General features: G+C 64.9%; 14 protein-coding genes and 1 pseudogene. 6 read left to right on the forward strand and 9 right to left on the reverse strand.

The genetic code is table 11. The annotated features are described in order from the left end of the window. Positions 1-30 precede the first annotated feature (30 nt). The 4 genes from ACZ46K_RS23320 to ACZ46K_RS23335 all read left to right on the forward strand — a co-directional run bounded on the left by ACZ46K_RS23320 (position 31) and on the right by ACZ46K_RS23335 (position 2,788). A complete protein-coding gene (locus ACZ46K_RS23320; protein WP_054713134.1) occupies positions 31-726 on the forward strand; it encodes an SIMPL domain-containing protein in 696 nt (231 codons plus the stop codon). Between the two features lie 38 nt (positions 727-764). Further along, complete coding sequence (locus ACZ46K_RS23325) at positions 765-1,115, forward strand: hypothetical protein (protein ID WP_054713146.1); 351 nt, start codon at positions 765-767, stop codon at positions 1,113-1,115. A gap of 126 nt (positions 1,116-1,241) precedes the next feature. After that, complete coding sequence (locus ACZ46K_RS23330; protein ID WP_464749450.1) at positions 1,242-2,270, forward strand: zinc-binding alcohol dehydrogenase family protein; 1,029 nt, start codon at positions 1,242-1,244, stop codon at positions 2,268-2,270. Next, positions 2,267-2,788 carry a hypothetical protein gene (locus tag ACZ46K_RS23335; RefSeq protein WP_054805751.1) on the forward strand — a complete coding sequence of 174 codons (522 nt, stop codon included), beginning with the start codon at positions 2,267-2,269 and terminating at the stop codon, positions 2,786-2,788. The genes ACZ46K_RS23330 and ACZ46K_RS23335 overlap by 4 nt, the downstream gene beginning before the upstream one ends. A gap of 225 nt (positions 2,789-3,013) precedes the next feature. Here ACZ46K_RS23335 and ACZ46K_RS23340 read toward each other — a convergent pair whose 3' ends face one another. The 6 genes from ACZ46K_RS23340 to ACZ46K_RS23365 all read right to left on the reverse strand — a co-directional run bounded on the left by ACZ46K_RS23340 (position 3,014) and on the right by ACZ46K_RS23365 (position 9,539). Next, on the reverse strand, positions 3,014-3,991 hold the full coding sequence (locus tag ACZ46K_RS23340) for a zinc-binding dehydrogenase (protein ID WP_132471367.1): 978 nt from the start codon (positions 3,989-3,991) through the stop codon (positions 3,014-3,016). A gap of 56 nt (positions 3,992-4,047) precedes the next feature. Next, on the reverse strand, positions 4,048-4,731 hold the full coding sequence (locus ACZ46K_RS23345) for a phosphonatase-like hydrolase (RefSeq protein ID WP_054805140.1): 684 nt from the start codon (positions 4,729-4,731) through the stop codon (positions 4,048-4,050). Positions 4,732-4,783: 52 nt separating this feature from the next. Then, positions 4,784-6,460 carry a phosphonate ABC transporter, permease protein PhnE gene (gene phnE / locus ACZ46K_RS23350; RefSeq protein WP_054714785.1) on the reverse strand — a complete coding sequence of 559 codons (1,677 nt, stop codon included), beginning with the start codon at positions 6,458-6,460 and terminating at the stop codon, positions 4,784-4,786. Beyond that, positions 6,457-7,272 carry a phosphonate ABC transporter ATP-binding protein gene (gene phnC, locus ACZ46K_RS23355; RefSeq protein WP_132471369.1) on the reverse strand — a complete coding sequence of 272 codons (816 nt, stop codon included), beginning with the start codon at positions 7,270-7,272 and terminating at the stop codon, positions 6,457-6,459. Before phnC ends, phnE begins: the two co-directional genes overlap by 4 nt. 33 nt (positions 7,273-7,305) lie before the next feature. Beyond that, positions 7,306-8,244: a phosphate/phosphite/phosphonate ABC transporter substrate-binding protein gene (locus tag ACZ46K_RS23360; RefSeq protein WP_464745011.1), complete on the reverse strand. Its 939-nt coding sequence runs from the start codon at positions 8,242-8,244 to the stop codon at positions 7,306-7,308. 173 nt (positions 8,245-8,417) lie between these two features. Next, positions 8,418-9,539: a TIGR03364 family FAD-dependent oxidoreductase gene (locus tag ACZ46K_RS23365; protein ID WP_054714791.1), complete on the reverse strand. Its 1,122-nt coding sequence runs from the start codon at positions 9,537-9,539 to the stop codon at positions 8,418-8,420. A gap of 168 nt (positions 9,540-9,707) precedes the next feature. Between ACZ46K_RS23365 and ACZ46K_RS23370 the strand changes: the two genes are divergently transcribed. Together ACZ46K_RS23370 and ACZ46K_RS23375 are read left to right on the forward strand one after the other, a co-directional pair. Further along, positions 9,708-10,457 carry a GntR family transcriptional regulator gene (locus ACZ46K_RS23370; RefSeq protein WP_054805141.1) on the forward strand — a complete coding sequence of 250 codons (750 nt, stop codon included), beginning with the start codon at positions 9,708-9,710 and terminating at the stop codon, positions 10,455-10,457. A 216-nt stretch (positions 10,458-10,673) separates the two neighbouring features. Continuing rightward, complete coding sequence (locus ACZ46K_RS23375; protein ID WP_464745013.1) at positions 10,674-10,802, forward strand: hypothetical protein; 129 nt, start codon at positions 10,674-10,676, stop codon at positions 10,800-10,802. 21 nt (positions 10,803-10,823) lie between these two features. On the opposite strand, the gene ACZ46K_RS23380 is transcribed toward ACZ46K_RS23375, so the two are convergent. From ACZ46K_RS23380 to ACZ46K_RS23390, 3 genes and pseudogenes are all read right to left on the reverse strand, one after another. Beyond that, a complete protein-coding gene (locus tag ACZ46K_RS23380; RefSeq protein WP_132471211.1) occupies positions 10,824-13,610 on the reverse strand; it encodes a DUF2804 family protein in 2,787 nt (928 codons plus the stop codon). Next, entirely contained in the window at positions 13,607-14,920 is a 1,314-nt protein-coding gene (locus tag ACZ46K_RS23385) for an MFS transporter (protein WP_464745014.1), read from the reverse strand. The genes ACZ46K_RS23380 and ACZ46K_RS23385 overlap by 4 nt, the downstream gene beginning before the upstream one ends. Positions 14,921-15,069: 149 nt before the next feature. After that, positions 15,070-15,560: pseudogene (locus ACZ46K_RS23390) on the reverse strand (AMP-binding enzyme); the annotation flags it as partial. Between the last annotated feature and the right edge of the window lie 105 nt (positions 15,561-15,665).

Consider the following 15,665-nt stretch of genomic DNA (forward strand, 5'->3'; position numbering starts at 1 on the left):
AGGCCCTATCGAGCTGGCACACTCGCCTCCATGAGCGATCGCCCCGTCACCATCACTGTCACCGGCCACGCCGAACGCGAGTTCGCACCCAACCGGTGCACGGTCGTGCTCCGCGTGCACGCCGACGGCACGACGCGCGAGCACGCCGCCGATCCCGTCACTTCCGCGATCACCACGCTGACCGGCCTCGTCACCGAACTACGCGAACGCGACGACACCCCCGTCAGACGATGGACCTTCGACCAGGTTCGGCACAGTCGCCACCGCCCGTACAGCAACGAGGGCAAGACCCGGCCGTGGCGGTACACGTCGTCTGCGTCGCTCACGGTTACGTTCCACGAATTCGACGCGGTCAGCGGGTTCGTCGACACCGTCTCGGAGATCGAGGCCGTCGCAATCACCGACCTGCGCTGGTGGATCACCCGCAAGACTCGGGAGAAGCGGATCGCGGAGGTACGCGACCTTGCGGTCGGCAATGCCCTCGCCAAGGCCAAGGGCTACACGAAGAGCCTGGGTTACAGCGACTTCCGAGCGGTCGCCATCGCCGATCCGGGAATGCTTGGACTTCAACCGGGTCCGAGTCCGCGCGCAGCGGGTGCGCCCATGATGCACGCGATGCGTTCCGACATGGCATCGGCGTCCGAGGAGAGCGGCAGCGGTTTCGTCCTCGAACCCGACCGCATCACTCTCAGTGCCGACGTGGAAGCGCGCTTCGAGGCATCATGACGCGGGAGAAGTCCGTACCGTGGTTTCGGGAGGAACACATGTCACTCAGCAGTTCAATCCTGCGCTTCGCGGGACCTTTCAACGCAGTCATCATGGCCGCCGCCGACCTCCCGGTCATCGGCAGCCGCATCCGTAACTACGTCGCACCCATCACGTATGTCGGTCGCAAATCCGGCCGGGTGATCACACTTCCGGTCGGCTACCGTATCTCGGGCGACACCGTGAAAATCGGTGTCGCGATGCCCGACCAGAAGTCGTGGTGGCGCAACTTCCTCGGCGACGGAGCGCCCATGAGCATTCAGTTCGACGAAGAGCGAACAGGCCATGCCGTCGCACACCGCGACGACCGCGGTAACGTCGAGGTGGTCCTCGAGCTCGACTCCGCATGATCTTTGGTGGGTTGGAGTTCGCCCTGCGGGCAAGATCCCACCGAACTGAAGTCTCGAACGGCGACACCTGGCCTACAGTTGAGCAGGCAGCAGAAACCGGGAGTCGCCGTGAACTCGAACGAGACGATGATGGCGTGGCGGGTAGCAGACCCGCGACCGATCCACGAGCAACCGCTGGTCTTCGAAACCGGCCCGATCCCCACGGTGAGTCCGGACGAGTTACTGATCAAAGTTCAGGCCTGCGGGGTGTGCAGGACCGACCTGCACGTATCGGAAGGCGACTTGCCCGTCCATCGGCACAATGTGGTGCCCGGACACGAAGTCGTAGGCACCGTGCACCGGACGGGCGCTGCGGTCAGCGGGTTCTCACCTGGCGACCGCGTCGGTGTCGCATGGCTCCGGTACACCTGCGGCCACTGTCGGTATTGCCTGCGCGGACGCGAGAACCTTTGCCCTCATTCGCGATACACCGGGTGGGACGACGACGGCGGGTACGCCGAATTCGTCACCGTGCCTGCAGAGTTCGCACTTCCTCTCCCGGAGGGCTACGACGACGTCGAACTTGCACCTTTGTTGTGTGCCGGCATCATCGGGTTCCGCGCATTGGAGCGCGCGGCCGTTCCAGAAGGCGGACGCCTGGGCATCTACGGCTTCGGTGGTAGCGCCCATATTGCGGCGCAGGTGGCGATGTATCGGGGCGTGTCGGTTCATGTCATGACCAGGAGCGCCGACGCCCGCGCGCTCGCCGAGGAACTCGGCGCAGAGTCCGTGCAGGGCTCGGCCGACAAGCCGCCCGTCCCACTCGACGCCGCCATTGTGTTCGCTCCGGTCGGAGATCTGATTCCGACCGCACTCGAGGCACTCGACCGCGGTGGCATCCTCTCACTCGCCGGCATCCACATGACCGACGTCCCTCCGCTGAATTACCAGCGGCATCTGTTCTACGAGCGGGAGATCCGCTCGGTGACAGCCAATACACGCGACGACGCGCGCACCTTCATGCGCTTCGCCGGAGAGCATCGGATCCAGGTCAGCACGATGCGCTACCGTCTGTCGGATGCGGACCGAGCATTGACGGATCTCGCCGACGATCGTGTCCGCGGCGCTGCCGTTCTGGTACCCGACCGCAAATTCGGAGCGACAATCGCACGATGACGCTGGAGGATCCGCCGGACACACGTTCACGCACGAAGTGGCTCACCGCGGCCTTCTGGATCATCACGGCCGTATTCGCGTACTGGCTCGGGCTTCTCGGCTGGTGGAAAGAGTTGATCTACCTCGCAGCGTCAGCGGCGCTCATCCACCTGTGGTGGAAGCGACACCACGGTGGTCGGTACGCGGTCCTGTTCGGTGCTACCTGCGGTTTCTTCGCAGCTATGTCCCTGGGAGTGAGCGGTGTTGCATTCTTGTCGACCTTCTCCATCCCGGTCGACAGTGTCGGGCCGCGGACAGTCGAGTGTGGATCCGTCGTCGATCCGCTGTCGGCCGATAAACTGACAATCGCGGGAGGAAACCCAGCGACCAAGTACTACCCGATACCTCAGAGCGCGCTGGAACAGCAATGCTCGAATCGGCGTGACTTCCGAGGTCATCAAGCAACAGACCTGGCTCTGATCGGATTCGCGCTGGCCGCGCGAGCAACCGGGCACCTCGCGACCCGGCCGCGCACATGAACAGTCCTCTAACGCTTCCCCTCCCGTGCGAACACGAGGACTTCCTCTTCCGTCGGCGGACTCTTCGGATGACAGGACAGGCACCCGCCCTTCATCCGCGCCGACATCCTGCTGCTGAGTTTCTTCGCAGTGGGTGGATCACAGCAGGCGTTGTCGGATCCGGTATTCACGTCGATTCCGGCCCTCGCCGACGGCCGGTACGTCGCGGCCCGACGGAGGGAGCGACTACATCGTCACCACGGTGCGTAGCCGTTGTACGTCGTTCCGGCGGAACTCCTCGGCGAGCTGATCGGCCGTGATCGGGCCGTCCAGGATGTCCTTCCAAGGCAGGTCGTCTCCGGCAGACGCGAGAAACTCCACAGCCTCCTGCAGGTGCCGCGGCTCGTAGTTGTGGACCCCGGTAATGGTGCGCCATCCACGCACGATCCACTCCGGATCCACTTCGGTCGCGCCGACCGGTGCAACGCTGCCGGCGAGGACGGCGGTGCCGCCGATGCCCAGGGCGTCGATGCAATTCCGGATGCCGACGGGCGAGCCGGAGAGTTCGAGGGACACGTCCACGGTGCCGGAGGCCCCGGCCTCGGGCGACACCGGGGTGGCCCCGAGGCTCTGGGCCAGCCTGAGCCGGGCCGCATTCGGGTCGACGGCGAGGATTGCGGCGGCACCGCGTCGACGGGCCGCGGCCACGGCCACCAGTCCCAGCATGCCCAGCCCGTTCACCAGCACGCGTCGCCCTGACAGGTCACCGGCGCGTTCGAGGACAGCCATCACCGTGGCCACAGCACATCCGGCGGTGGCCGCGACGCCATCGTCGAGAGAAGAGGGCACCGGCACCACGGCCTGGCCCTCCCGTAGGAGGATGTGAGTGGCGTAGGTTCCCGACAGTGGCCAGTCGCTCTCGAACGACTCGTGACCGATCTTCTGCACGCTCGTGCACTTGGCGGTGAGCCCGCGCCGACAGATCTCGCAGCGGCCGCAGGACCGGGTCACGCCGAAGACCACCCGGGTCCCGGGGCTCACCGGGGAGCCGTCGACCAGGTGTCCCCTGTCGGTGCTGACCACCACGCCGACGCCCTCGTGCCCGAGAACCGACGGGCACGGAGCCTCACGTCGTCCGTTGACGGTATGCCGGTCCGAACCGCACACCGTGGCCGCGGTGAGACGCACCAATGTCTCTCCGGGTCCCGGCTCGGGAAGGGGCATTTCGATGGTGCCGAAGTCTGTGCCGCCGCGCCACAGAACGGCGTGCGCTGTCGCCGTCACCGGACTTCCCTCGCCATGACAGTGTGCGATGGGAGGTCGGCAACGGACCCGAGCACCAGATCGGCATCCAGAGCGTCGAAGTCCGCGCGGGTCAGGTGCCCGGTGAGCACACCGATGGAGGTCACTCCGGCGCGCCGGGCCGATTCCACGTCGGAGGCGGTGTCTCCTGCACTGACGACGGCGGCCGTGTCGTGCACGTCCAGATGGGCCATGACCGCCTGGATCAGGAAGGGCTCGGGACGACCGACGGGCACTTCGTCGCCGGCCACGATGTGGTCGATGATCTCCCCCTCCTTCCAGCCGAGAGAATCCAGGATCAAGTCTGCGATCTCCCGGGAGAATCCGGTTGTCAGGCCGATCTTGATGCCGTTCGCCTTCAGCTCGCGCAGGGCCTCTTCGACGCCCGCGAGAGGCGTCGGCGGGGTGTCGGTGTAGGTCTGCCGCAACTCTTCGCGGAACCAGGCCCAGGCTTGCTCGACCAGGATCTCGTCGGCGTCAACACCGCCGAGCTTCAGCAGATTCTCGATGGCCCACCGCTTCTCGGTGCCCATCCACTGCTGGAATTCCTCGTCGGTGTAGGTCGCTCCGTGGCGCTCGGTGGACTCGCGTAGGACGCGGTATACCTCGTCGCGGTCATCGATGGTGGTGCCTGCCATGTCGAGGATGGCGAGTTCGATCATGATGTCTTCTCTTTCGTGCAGTTCGGGTAGGAAGTGTTGTGGGGCAGATCGATCAGCGGACCACCTTGCGCAGCCACATGGAGAGCGCCTCGACCGCCAGCACCACGGCGACCATGAGGATGAGGATCGTGGTCACCACGTCGAACTGGTTGACGCGGGAAGCGTTGAGGAGCAGGAATCCGATGCCGCCGGCGCCGACGACGCCCAGCAGGGTGGCGGAGCGGATGTTGGAGTCCAGGAGGTACATGGTGTGGGCGATGAAGGCCGGTGCGGACTGCCGGAGCGTCGCGCCGAAGAACACCTGGATCTCGGAGGCCCCGGCGGTGCGCAGGGCGTCCTGGACGTCGGTGTCGGTCTCTTCGAGTGAATCGGCAACGAGTTTGGAGAGCAGCCCGACCGCGCCCACCGCCAGGGCCAAGGTGCCTGCCACAGCGCCGAGACCGGAGACGACCACGAAGATGATGGCGAGGATCAGTTCCGGGATGCCGCGAACCACCACGATGAGCATGCGGAAGAAGGAGCGGACGGCCTTGTTCGCCACCACGTTGTTCGCGGCGAGGATACCGATCGGGATGGCCAGGACCGCTCCGATGAAGGTGGCTGCCAGCGCGATCTGGACAGTGACCAGCAGCTGCTCCACGAGCGTGCCGAGTGCGCCACCCGTCGATGGAGGTAGGAACAGCCCCAGCGTGTCGGGGAGTGCAAGCAGGCCGTCCCACAGGGCACCCATGGAGATGTCGACGCGCCAGAGCGACGCCACCAGCAACACCACGATGGCGCCGCCGGACATGAACCTCCGAACCCGTGCCGCAGTCCACGGCGGGGTCAGACGCAGGTCGCCCGACAGACCGGCTGCACCGCGGTTGAACAGCCGGTCGGACCACGTACCTCCTACCACCGCTCCACCGGATCGCTTCATGATGGCGGCTCGGATTGCCCCGGAGAGCAGTTCGACTGCGATGCAGAGAATCAGCACGAGCAGGGCCAAAGCCATGCCTCGCTGGTAATCCAGGGTCCGGAGTGCGTCGGCGATGGCCAGACCGATCCCGCCTACCCCGACATAACCCAGCAGCACCGATGTGCGCAGGTTGATGTCGAAGCGGTGCAGGGCGGTTGCCACGATCTGAGGCAAGAGCACTTGGGGGATGGCCGAGAAGATCTGCTGACCGCGACTGCCACCGGCGGATTCGATCGACTCGCGGGGGCCGTCGTCGAGTTCCTCGATCGCGTCTGCATAGAGTTTGCCGACCATGCCCACGGAGTGGATGCCCATGGCGAGGATGCCGGCCGTCGCGCCCAGCCCGAACATACGCAGGAACACGATGGCCAACACAAGGTCCGGGACCGCGCGGGCCAGGACGATCAGCGTGCGGGCAGTGCCCTGCGAGAGACGACCCCTCGTGGTGGCCTTCGCGGCAGCCAGAGCCAGTGGGACGGACAACACTACGGCCAGGAACGTGGCCAGGAACACGATGGCCAGGGTCTCGAAGATCAGACTCACCGTCTCGGCCACCGGCGGGAAGTCGAGGGGGAACATCCGCTGGATGAAGGCGACACCGTTGTCCAGTGATCTGGCAATGGTCGCGAGGTTGATTCCGAGCGAATCGACCGACAAGACACCGGCGACCACGAGGACGATCATGACCAGCGCGGCCGCAACGGACCCGACTCGCGGGGCGGGTCTCGGAGGGAATTCGACGGGGGATTTCCGGGTAGCGGTCGTGTTCACTGCCGACCACCATGGCCGGCCAGGGCCATCCCGGAGACACTGGTGTAGATCTGTGACGCTTCCTCGGCATGCAGACCCCCGGTGGTCTGGTCCAGGACGATCCGCCCACTGCGCAGTCCGACGATGCGGTCGGCGAAGTCGATGGCGAGCTGCACCTGGTGCAGCGAGGCAATCACCGTCAGCTGGTTCTCGGACGAAATCTCTTGGAGCAGACCCATGACTTCCCTGGCGGATACCGGGTCGAGGGACGCCACCGGTTCGTCCGCCAGGAGGACCTTGGGATGCTGCATGAGCGCTCGCGCGATGGCCACGCGTTGCTGCTGACCGCCGGACAGCGTGTCGGCACGCTGGTAGGCCCGGTCGGCGAGACCCACGCGGTCCAGCTTCTCGAGTGCCTCCCGTCGCACGCTCTCGGGATACATCATCAGCGACAGCCGGGGACCGACGAGCGATCCGAGTCGGCCGGTGCACACGTTCTCGAGCACGGACATCGGACCAATTAGGTTGAAATGCTGGAATATCACGGCGATCTCACGTCGAAGTGTCCGCAAGGACCTGCCCCGCAAGGACGCCACGTCCTGGCCGAGGACCGAGACGGAGCCGGATGTCGGGCGATGCAATCCATTGAGGTGCCGGAGCAGGGTTGACTTGCCCGAGCCGGACAGGCCGAGCAGCACGGTGATGGCACCGGTGCGGAACTCCGTGGTGACGTCGTCGAGGCCGAGGACGCCTGCGCCGAAGTCCTTGGTCACATGCTCGAGTCGCACGGCCGGGCGGGGCCGGGCGTCGGTGTCCGCAAGGGGGTTGTTCATGGTCAGGTCCTTGATGGCAGTGGTCATGCCAGGTCAGTTGATGCTGTGGCAGGCTGCGGCATCGGTGGCAGCGCAGATTTCACGGATCGCGTCGAAATCGGTGTCATCGACCGGCAGGTAGCCGTACTCGATCTCCTCGGGCAGGACGCACTCCCCCTCGGAGGCGCAGATGCCCGCCGCGACCAGCGCCGGCTTGTTGGCCTTCTCGCGGATGACCGTGGAGATCTGCTCGGCCACAGCGGGATCGAGAGTGTCGAGGTTCAGGGCGATCGGGTCTTCGGGGATCGGCTCGGACTCCCAGACGGACCGCAGGGCACCGTCGTCGACCTGACCGGACGTGACCAGCGTGTTGAGCATGGTGTCGTGAGCGAAAGCGGCGTCGCACGAGCCGGATTCGAGTGAGAGCAGCGAAGCGTCGTGGCCACCGGCAAGGACTGCTTCGAGGTCCGTCTCCAGGTTGATACCCTCATTCATCAGGCCCTCCATGGGGACCAGATAGCCGGACGTCGAGGCCGCATCCACGAAGCACACGGTCCGGCCACGAAGGTCGTTGAGGCCCTTGATATCGGAATCAGCGCGAACGTACGCCAGCGAGGTGTAGGCCGGCTGCTGGGCGGGGTCGCCGGTAGGCGCGGCGACGGCGTCGATGTTCACGCCCGAGTCCTTGGCGATGACATAGGAGAACGGACCGTAGGACGCGATGTCGATCTGCCCGGCGCGCTGCCCCTCGATGACCGCGGCGTAGTCGGAGGCGTTCTGGAACTCGACGTCGAGACCGGTTTCCTGCTCGATGAGCGATGTGATGTTCGAGTAATCGCTTTCCAGGGACGAGGACGACTCGGCCGGGATTGCCGCGAACGTGATGGTCTCATCGCCGGTCCCGCTGCCGCACGCAGCCAGGATAGGAACAGTGGCCGAAGCGAGGACGACGGCGCGAACAGCAGTCGATTTCGGGGAGAAGAAGGTCTTCACAGGTTTCTTTCTGAGGGGGGCTCGGAGCCGTGCGTTCCGCATTCGAACAGCAGTGGGGGAACAGCCCGGTGATGTCGGGTTCCAGTGTGCCGCATCGTGAGTCAACATGTATATACATATTGGGCCGGTTCATGAAGTGTTCACCGAGCGCTCATCGACCGGCCACGCGTGGGTCAGAAGCCGGGTACGGAGCCACCGTTCAGCGCAAGGTCGGCGATTCCGAAAGACAGGGTCATGCCGATCCCGGACGTGACGACGGCGACTGTGGTGCGCTGATCGGGGCGCTCGAGCACGAGGTTGGTCGAGCGACTGTCGGCGTAACGGCCCAGCCAGCGCTGACGAACGACCGGGGCCGTGATTCCGAGGATTTCCGTGGCGCGTGCAAGCAACAGGTTTCCGACACGTTCGTCGATGAACGGCTCCGGGCTCGCCGCATAGGCGTGACTGTCTCCGATGAGCAACCCATCCGCCAGACCCGTCACCATCAGGTTCGCAATGCACTCGACCAGTTCCGGCTCCCGTTCGGCCAGCTCGCGGCGAAGTTCCGGTGCGGATGGCATGGCGGTGAAGCCTTCGTACCGGGCGAGGGAGGTGCCGGTCAGCATTGCGAGATCCGCCGGAACGGCGTGCGGCCGGTCGATCAGGGACATGACGAGCGTGCAGGTTCGCACCTCGTGACTCTCGGCGAGGTCGGGGAACAGGTGGCTGAGCCGGTAACCGGGGCACACCACGATCTGCGAGGCCGTGTAATCGCCGCGGTTCGTCTCCGCGACACCGTCGGCCACGGCGGTGACCTGGGTACTCCAAGCGAAGTCGACCCCCTGCGCCGCGAGCCAGCGAGCCAGCACGGGCGCCGCCTCACGCGGGTTCACCCTCATATCCCGCGGCAGGTGCACCCCGGAAAGCGCTGCCAGACCGGGGTTTCCGATGGCGTCAGCCACTTCGACTCCACTCAGGGAGGTGACCCGATCGGGGCCGCGATGCTCGGCGAACTCTCGCAGGACCTGATGCTCGGCCTCCGTGGTCGCCGGGATATACGTACCACCTTCCGATGCCCAGAAGCCGGCCTGCTCGGCCGCGTTCACCCAGCCCGACCTGGCACGATCGGCGACGCCTTGTATGAGGTCCGCCTGGCCGGTGAAGCAGGCGTGACCGAAGTTCTGGATCGAGGAACCGACGGGGCGGTCATCGCTGTCGATGACGCGGACGGACCGACCCTGCTCGTGAGCCAGGAATGCGGTGGCAAGGCCGATGATGCCGGAGCCGATGACAAGAAGGTCGGAGTGATTACGCATTCGACGATAGTATGAGCACTCGACACCTCATTCAGTACATGTATAGACATATTTGCTGGCTGTTCACCCACATTTCACCACACCCTCCGGATCATGAACCGTTGCCCCAGCACAGCAAACATTTACTGTATATATAAGTCGTCACCGGAAGAGGGAGTACGAACCACCATGGGGACCACGCTTCAGCAACATCAAGAGATCGCGGCCTTCCTCCGGAACGCCATCAGCCGCAAGGAGTTCGCCCCCGGAGAACCGCTTCCCTCCGAGTCCGAGCTGTGCGAACGATTCCGCTCGTCCCGTGGGCCTGTTCGCCAGGCCATGGCCACGCTGCGCTCGGAGGGGTTGATTTCATCGGGTCGAGGGCGGCGGACCATCGTGCTCGACACGGTACCGACCCAGTCCTTCGACGGCGTGATCTCCTACTCGGAGTGGTGCCGCCAGTCGGGATTCGAACCGGGGCAGGTCACCCAGAGCGTCACACGCCGACCTGCAGACGAAGCGCTGGCCGCCTCCCTGGATATCGAACCGAAGTCCCCGGTGGTCTCGGTGTTCCGGCTTCGGCTCCTGAACGGCATGCCTGCCATGGTCGAACGCTTGAACTACCCCCTCGAGGTGGGGCTGCATCTCCTCACCTTCGACACCGACTCCGGCTCCATCTACCAGCACCTGATCAGCTCCGGGGTGGATATCGACAACGCCACGCGCACCATCGACGCCATCGGTGCCGACGCGGACGATGCCCGACTCCTGGAAGTCACCGAAGGGACTCCGTTGCTGAGAGTCCGCCGCCGAGCATTCAGCAGCAATGGGAAGACGGTCGAATCCTCGGATGACAGGTACCTGCCGGGGACAGCGAGCTTCACGCTGAACACGATCCGCGGAAACCCGTCCCCCCTGTCGATGGTGTCCGCCCGTTAGTCACGATCTCTCCATACCGAGCACGGGCACCGGATTCGTCGGTGCTCTCCGGATCAAAGAAGTCCTACGCCAAGCGAAGAAGAGGTACATGCTGACCGCAGCGATCCTTTTCGGGATGCTCGCCCTGGCCATGTGAAGTGCGACCGAGATTGCGATCGTCCTCGAACCACGCCGCCCTGCTCACGGTATGGCAATCATCGCCTGCCTCGTAGCGACATGGGTTTCATCGTTCTGCCCGTCGCGTGGCTGTCTCCAGAGTCGGACACCGCCGACATCGTCATCCCCGTCGGGATGCTGGTGATCCGGCGTTATCGAAGCGTGGTCGAGGCGATGATCGCCTCGTAGCACTTGCCTGCCGATACCACGTCACCAGCGGTTCCGGACATCCTCCGCCCACCCCACGATGTCCTCGACGCGCACCCGAGCGCCGGTGTCATCCGCGACCGTGCCGGACCAATGGCCGAAACACTGGTGGGTGCGGGAGGAGAAGATCTTCAGGTCGGTGACGGACTTCTTCAGGTGGAACGGGGTGAAGGTGAGGTCGACGGTGTCGCCGGTGATCCGCCACGGCGCCATCCAGTCGCCCGGATCGTAGGTCCACACCAACTCTTCGCTGATCTTCGACAGATGCCCGTCGACGACCAGTGCGTTCTCCACCGATCCGGATCCGTCGGTCCACTTCCCACCGACTTGGATTCCGATCACCTTGCCGTCGGTGCGGCCGGATCCCGCGCCCCAGTTCCAGTGCACCGCGTACGGCCAGCGTCCGCGCCCATGGTCGAGCGTCGCCCACGACTCCCCTTCGGGCACGTCCGAGACGACGCCGTCGACACGAATGGTCCCGGTGGCGGGCCGAGCGACGTCCTTGACGGTGTACTGGAACAGTCGATCGGTCCACGGCACGACGACACCGAGACACTCGTGGCACTCCGGTCTCTGAGCAAGGATGTCGATCTCCACACGCTCGCCGCGCGCCCACAACCGCGTCCCGCCGTCGACCTCGTCGATATCGATCCGTACTTTCCCGGTGCGGGATCGAACCGGACCCTCACCGAGATTGGCCGGCAAGGTCGCGGTGCGGGGCAACCCGATGGCGTCGTATGCGATCGTTTCCCCGCTTGCCCGGTCGAGTAGCCAGATACCGTGCACTGCTGCGTAATCGATGTCGGACACCACGAGCGCGACCACATGGGTCGGTGTGGTCACCGCCCAGTACTCCCACCGCTTGTTGCGTCCTTTCCCCGCCCTGCCGCGGCCGATACCGTCGGTGGTGATCAGCGGTGTGCGCGTCCACCCGACCGCGCCGGGGTTCAGGCGTCCGTCGGGCCGGGTCAGGGGTACCGGATCGGTGATCTCCCGTTCCCGCACTGCGAGAGGTGATGCCGCTCCCCCGGCGGCGTGGTCGTGTCGGCCGCGCAACCGAAGGTTCGACGCACGAACGGCGTCGGCGTCGACCTTCAGGACCCGACGGTCGTAGGTCATCAGACCGTTCGTCTCTTCTTCGACGTCGGCGAGCTGGGTGTAGATGAAGGCCGCGAGCCCGTCCTCGACTGCCGGGGCAACTTGCGTATGTTGCAGACGCAGAAAGGCGCGCTCGTAGGTCCACTGGTCGGCGAATTTGCGGTAGCCGAACTCCTTGTCGCTCCACACGTGCCCCGGGACCCGATAGGAATACCCGCCGTACTCCGACAACACCGCGACACGCTCATCTTTCGCGTCGGCCCGCGACAGCCGATAGGGCCGGAAGTAGACGTGCCGGCTGGCCATGTCGCCTCCACCTTGGTCGTGCCAACCGCTGGCATGGTCGACGGGCCGGGTGGCGTCGAGCGCCTTGATTCGCGCGGAGGCCACGACGGCATCGAATTGTCCCCATGCCTCGTTGAACGGCACCCATGCGGCGATGCTCGGTGTCGAACGCAGCAGCGCCACAGTCGTATCGAGCTCCTCGAGGAACTCGGTGCGTCCTTCGGCGTCCTGCCGTCCGAACCAGGTGTAGTGAGAATCGTCCAACTTCACGGGTAGAGCGACGGGTGCGGTGACGACCGCCTGCCGGTAGCTCCGACCACCGTTGACCATGTCCTGCCACACGAGGATGCCCAGCCGGTCGCAGTGGTGGTACCAGCGCAGCGGCTCGATCTTGATGTGCTTACGCAGCATCGTGAAACCGAGTTCCTTGGCCGTGACGATGTCGTGGATGAGCGCGTCGTCCGACGGCGCGGTGTAGAGGCCGTCGGGCCAGTACCCCTGATCGAGCAGGCCCGCATGCAGATACGGTTCGCCGTTGAGCAGGAGTCGGATGGTGCCTGTCGCATCGGGTCCGATACCGAACGAACGCATCCCGACGTAACTCGACACGTTGTCGGCACCGAGGGTGACCTCGACGTCGTACAGGAACGGATCCTCGGGCGACCAGAGACGCACGTCGTCGCCGAGCCGCAACCGCGTCGGCACCCCGACCGGCACGCTGCCCGAAACGACGTCGCTGCCGTTGGCACCGATCGTGACGACGGCAGCACCCTCGCCAGTGCCGCCGACCACCACACACACCTCGACCTCACCGGTGTCCACGTGCGGCACGAGATCGAGCCGCTCGACCCACCGCTGCGGCACTGATTCGAGCCACACCGTCTGCCAGATCCCGGATTGCGGTGTGTACCAGATACCACCGCGCTCGAGTTTCTGTTTTCCGCGGCTACGCCACGACGTGTCGGTGACATCCCGGACCCGGACGACGAGTTCGTGACTCTCACCGCGCAGAGCGTCGGTGACGTCGAGGGTGAACGGCAGGTATCCGCCTCGATGCCCCCCGACGAATGTGCCGTCGACCCACACTTCGCAATCCTGGTCGACGGCTCCGAAATGGAGCAACACACGATCACGCACGAATCCCGCAGGCAGCGTGACGCTCCGCCGATACCACAGCGCTTCGCCCGGCTGCAGTATCCGATCGACGCCGGATAGCGGTGCTTCCGGTGAGAACGGCACCACGATCTCCCCGTCCCAGTCGCGGGGTCGCTCGGTGACCGAGGCGCAGATGATGGCATAGTCCCAGTGGCCGTTGAGGTTGACGTAGGAGTCGCGCATGAGTTGTGGGCGCGGGTATTCGGGCAGGACGCGGTCGGGATCGAGGGTTTCGCCCCATTCGGTGATCACAGGCTGGTCTCCAGAGGTTTCGGTGCGAGTGTCTGTGCGCCGCCTACCTTCCGCAGCAGGACGACGGGGATGACGATCAATACCACCACGACTGCGGCGGCAGGGAAGATCCACGGTGTCGGCACCTGTTTCACGACCCCGAGATCGACGAATGTCTCGTCGGCACCGGTGATCACAGCGGCACCGAGGAACGGTCCGATCACCATCGGCACGAGGACGGCGAACATCATCCGCAGTCCCTGCACCTGGCCCGCGCGATCCAGCGGAGTCAGGTTCCGAACGGTTGCCGAGATCGCCGCGACCCCCAGCATGAATCCCGCCATCATCACGATGCCTGCTCCGATGACAGCGAGCATTCCCCGCGCAGGGAACATCAGGAGCAGACCGACGACATAGACAACGGCGACGGGCAGGATTCCCCTGGATGGGCCGATACGGTCCAGTACCCGGCCGCCGATCACGCTGATCACTGCCGCACCGATCAACACCGACGCCAGGACGATCGCGTATCCGTCCATGTCGAGGTACCGCTGCACGTAGATGATCAGGTACGGCAGGAACACCTGGGTGCTCGTTCCGAGGATCGCCCAGGCCAGCAATGCCAGATACAGCCGCGGATTGTCGCGCACGGTGCTGGGACGCAAGCCATGGACCACCGACGACAGGTAACTGCCGCTCGGTCTCGGTTGTCGCGGCTCGCGGACCCCGAACCAGGCGATCACCCCGACCGCCGCGGTGGCGCCGCCGATGATCGTGAAGAACAGCATCCACTGGCCGCCCCTGGTGAGCGGGTCGAGCGCACCGAACACCAGCAGCATCGCCAGCAATGGCATCGTGGCCAGCACGCCGTCGACGCGGCCGCGATTGTCAGGGCGGGTCGAGTCGGTGACCCACGCATTGAACGCGGCGTCGTTCGCACTCGACCCGAAAATGCTCATCACACAGTCGAGTACGATGATAGCGATCACCGTGACTGTCACCGCATCGAACATCGGCAACAATGATGCGGCGGCATCGACGCTCACCAGCCCGAAACCGGCGGTACAGAGGCCCCACAGCACGTACCCGACCGCGATGAACTCGCGTCGTCTGCCAGTTCGGTCCGACGCCGCGCCCGCAAGCAGTGTCGCCAGGGTCGCGGCGACGGCACTCGTCGCGACCAGGGTGGCGAGTACCGTCGGCGAGTCGGTGATCGTGTTGTAGACGAACAGGTTGAGGTACATGTTCTCGACCGTCCAGGCCAGTTGGCCCGTCAGTCCGAGCAGCACCACCCAGGTCCAGAGGCGACGATCTGCCACACGTTCGTGCATCCCGCGACCATAGTGGTTCGCACCATCCCGGCGCGTGGACCGATCCCACCGTGTCGGACCTTGTCATGTCGCCCATGGACGCAGCGCTTCGCAGCATCACTGTCCACCGATCCTGCCGGCGACAAGAGGCAGCAAGTGGCTGGCTTGGCCTTCTGCACTTTACCGGTGGCAGTACGGGGGAAATGTGCACGAATATCGCTGATGGTGGGCGTAGTCGATCCCGGTCGTACACGCACCACCGCAGCAGTGTGTTCGCCGAGCCTGGCGTTCGGTGCCGCAACCGCAGCTGCTTCCGCGATACTGGGCATACCGAGAAGCGCTTCCTCCACCTCGAGTGCACTGATGTTCTCTCCACCGCGAATGATGATGTCGCTTTTATTGTCGGTGACAGTGCGGGGACCGACGATCCGCCCATTCCTGCGTACCGCATGAACTCGAGGTGTTCCGGCCTGAAGTCGGGATGATCGAGGAAGCTGATGACAAAATAAGGTGTGCCGCCACCGAAGGTCACTTTGTCCCTGAGCATCAGGCTCAGTGTCTTGTGAGGATTCCATGCATCAGTGATGAAAATGGCGGTTCCCTGCAGGACGGGAATCAAGAACGCATTGAGCATACCGATGAAATGGCCGACCGGAGCCGCGCCCGACAATCGGTACGTCTGCCGAAAGTCCGGCGTTGTACCGTAGAGGACCGAACTCATCGAAGGTGATGAATACCTTAGGATTCGTCGTGGCAATACTGCGCA

The organism is Rhodococcus sp. JCM 9793 (assembly GCF_055380405.1).

Coding starts and splice junctions, on each gene's coding strand:
- ACZ46K_RS23330 (WP_464749450.1), top strand. CDS start 1,242: ATGATGGCGTGGCGGGTAGCAGACCCGCGACCGATCCACGAGCAACCG.
- ACZ46K_RS23365 (WP_054714791.1), bottom strand. CDS start 9,539: ATGCGTAATCACTCCGACCTTCTTGTCATCGGCTCCGGCATCATCGGC.
- phnC (WP_132471369.1), bottom strand. CDS start 7,272: ATGAACAACCCCCTTGCGGACACCGACGCCCGGCCCCGCCCGGCCGTG.
- ACZ46K_RS23370 (WP_054805141.1), top strand. CDS start 9,708: ATGGGGACCACGCTTCAGCAACATCAAGAGATCGCGGCCTTCCTCCGG.
- ACZ46K_RS23325 (WP_054713146.1), top strand. CDS start 765: ATGTCACTCAGCAGTTCAATCCTGCGCTTCGCGGGACCTTTCAACGCA.
- ACZ46K_RS23375 (WP_464745013.1), top strand. CDS start 10,674: ATGGGTTTCATCGTTCTGCCCGTCGCGTGGCTGTCTCCAGAGTCGGAC.
- ACZ46K_RS23385 (WP_464745014.1), bottom strand. CDS start 14,920: ATGCACGAACGTGTGGCAGATCGTCGCCTCTGGACCTGGGTGGTGCTG.
- ACZ46K_RS23335 (WP_054805751.1), top strand. CDS start 2,267: ATGACGCTGGAGGATCCGCCGGACACACGTTCACGCACGAAGTGGCTC.
- ACZ46K_RS23345 (WP_054805140.1), bottom strand. CDS start 4,731: ATGATCGAACTCGCCATCCTCGACATGGCAGGCACCACCATCGATGAC.
- ACZ46K_RS23340 (WP_132471367.1), bottom strand. CDS start 3,991: ATGCCCCTTCCCGAGCCGGGACCCGGAGAGACATTGGTGCGTCTCACC.
- ACZ46K_RS23320 (WP_054713134.1), top strand. CDS start 31: ATGAGCGATCGCCCCGTCACCATCACTGTCACCGGCCACGCCGAACGC.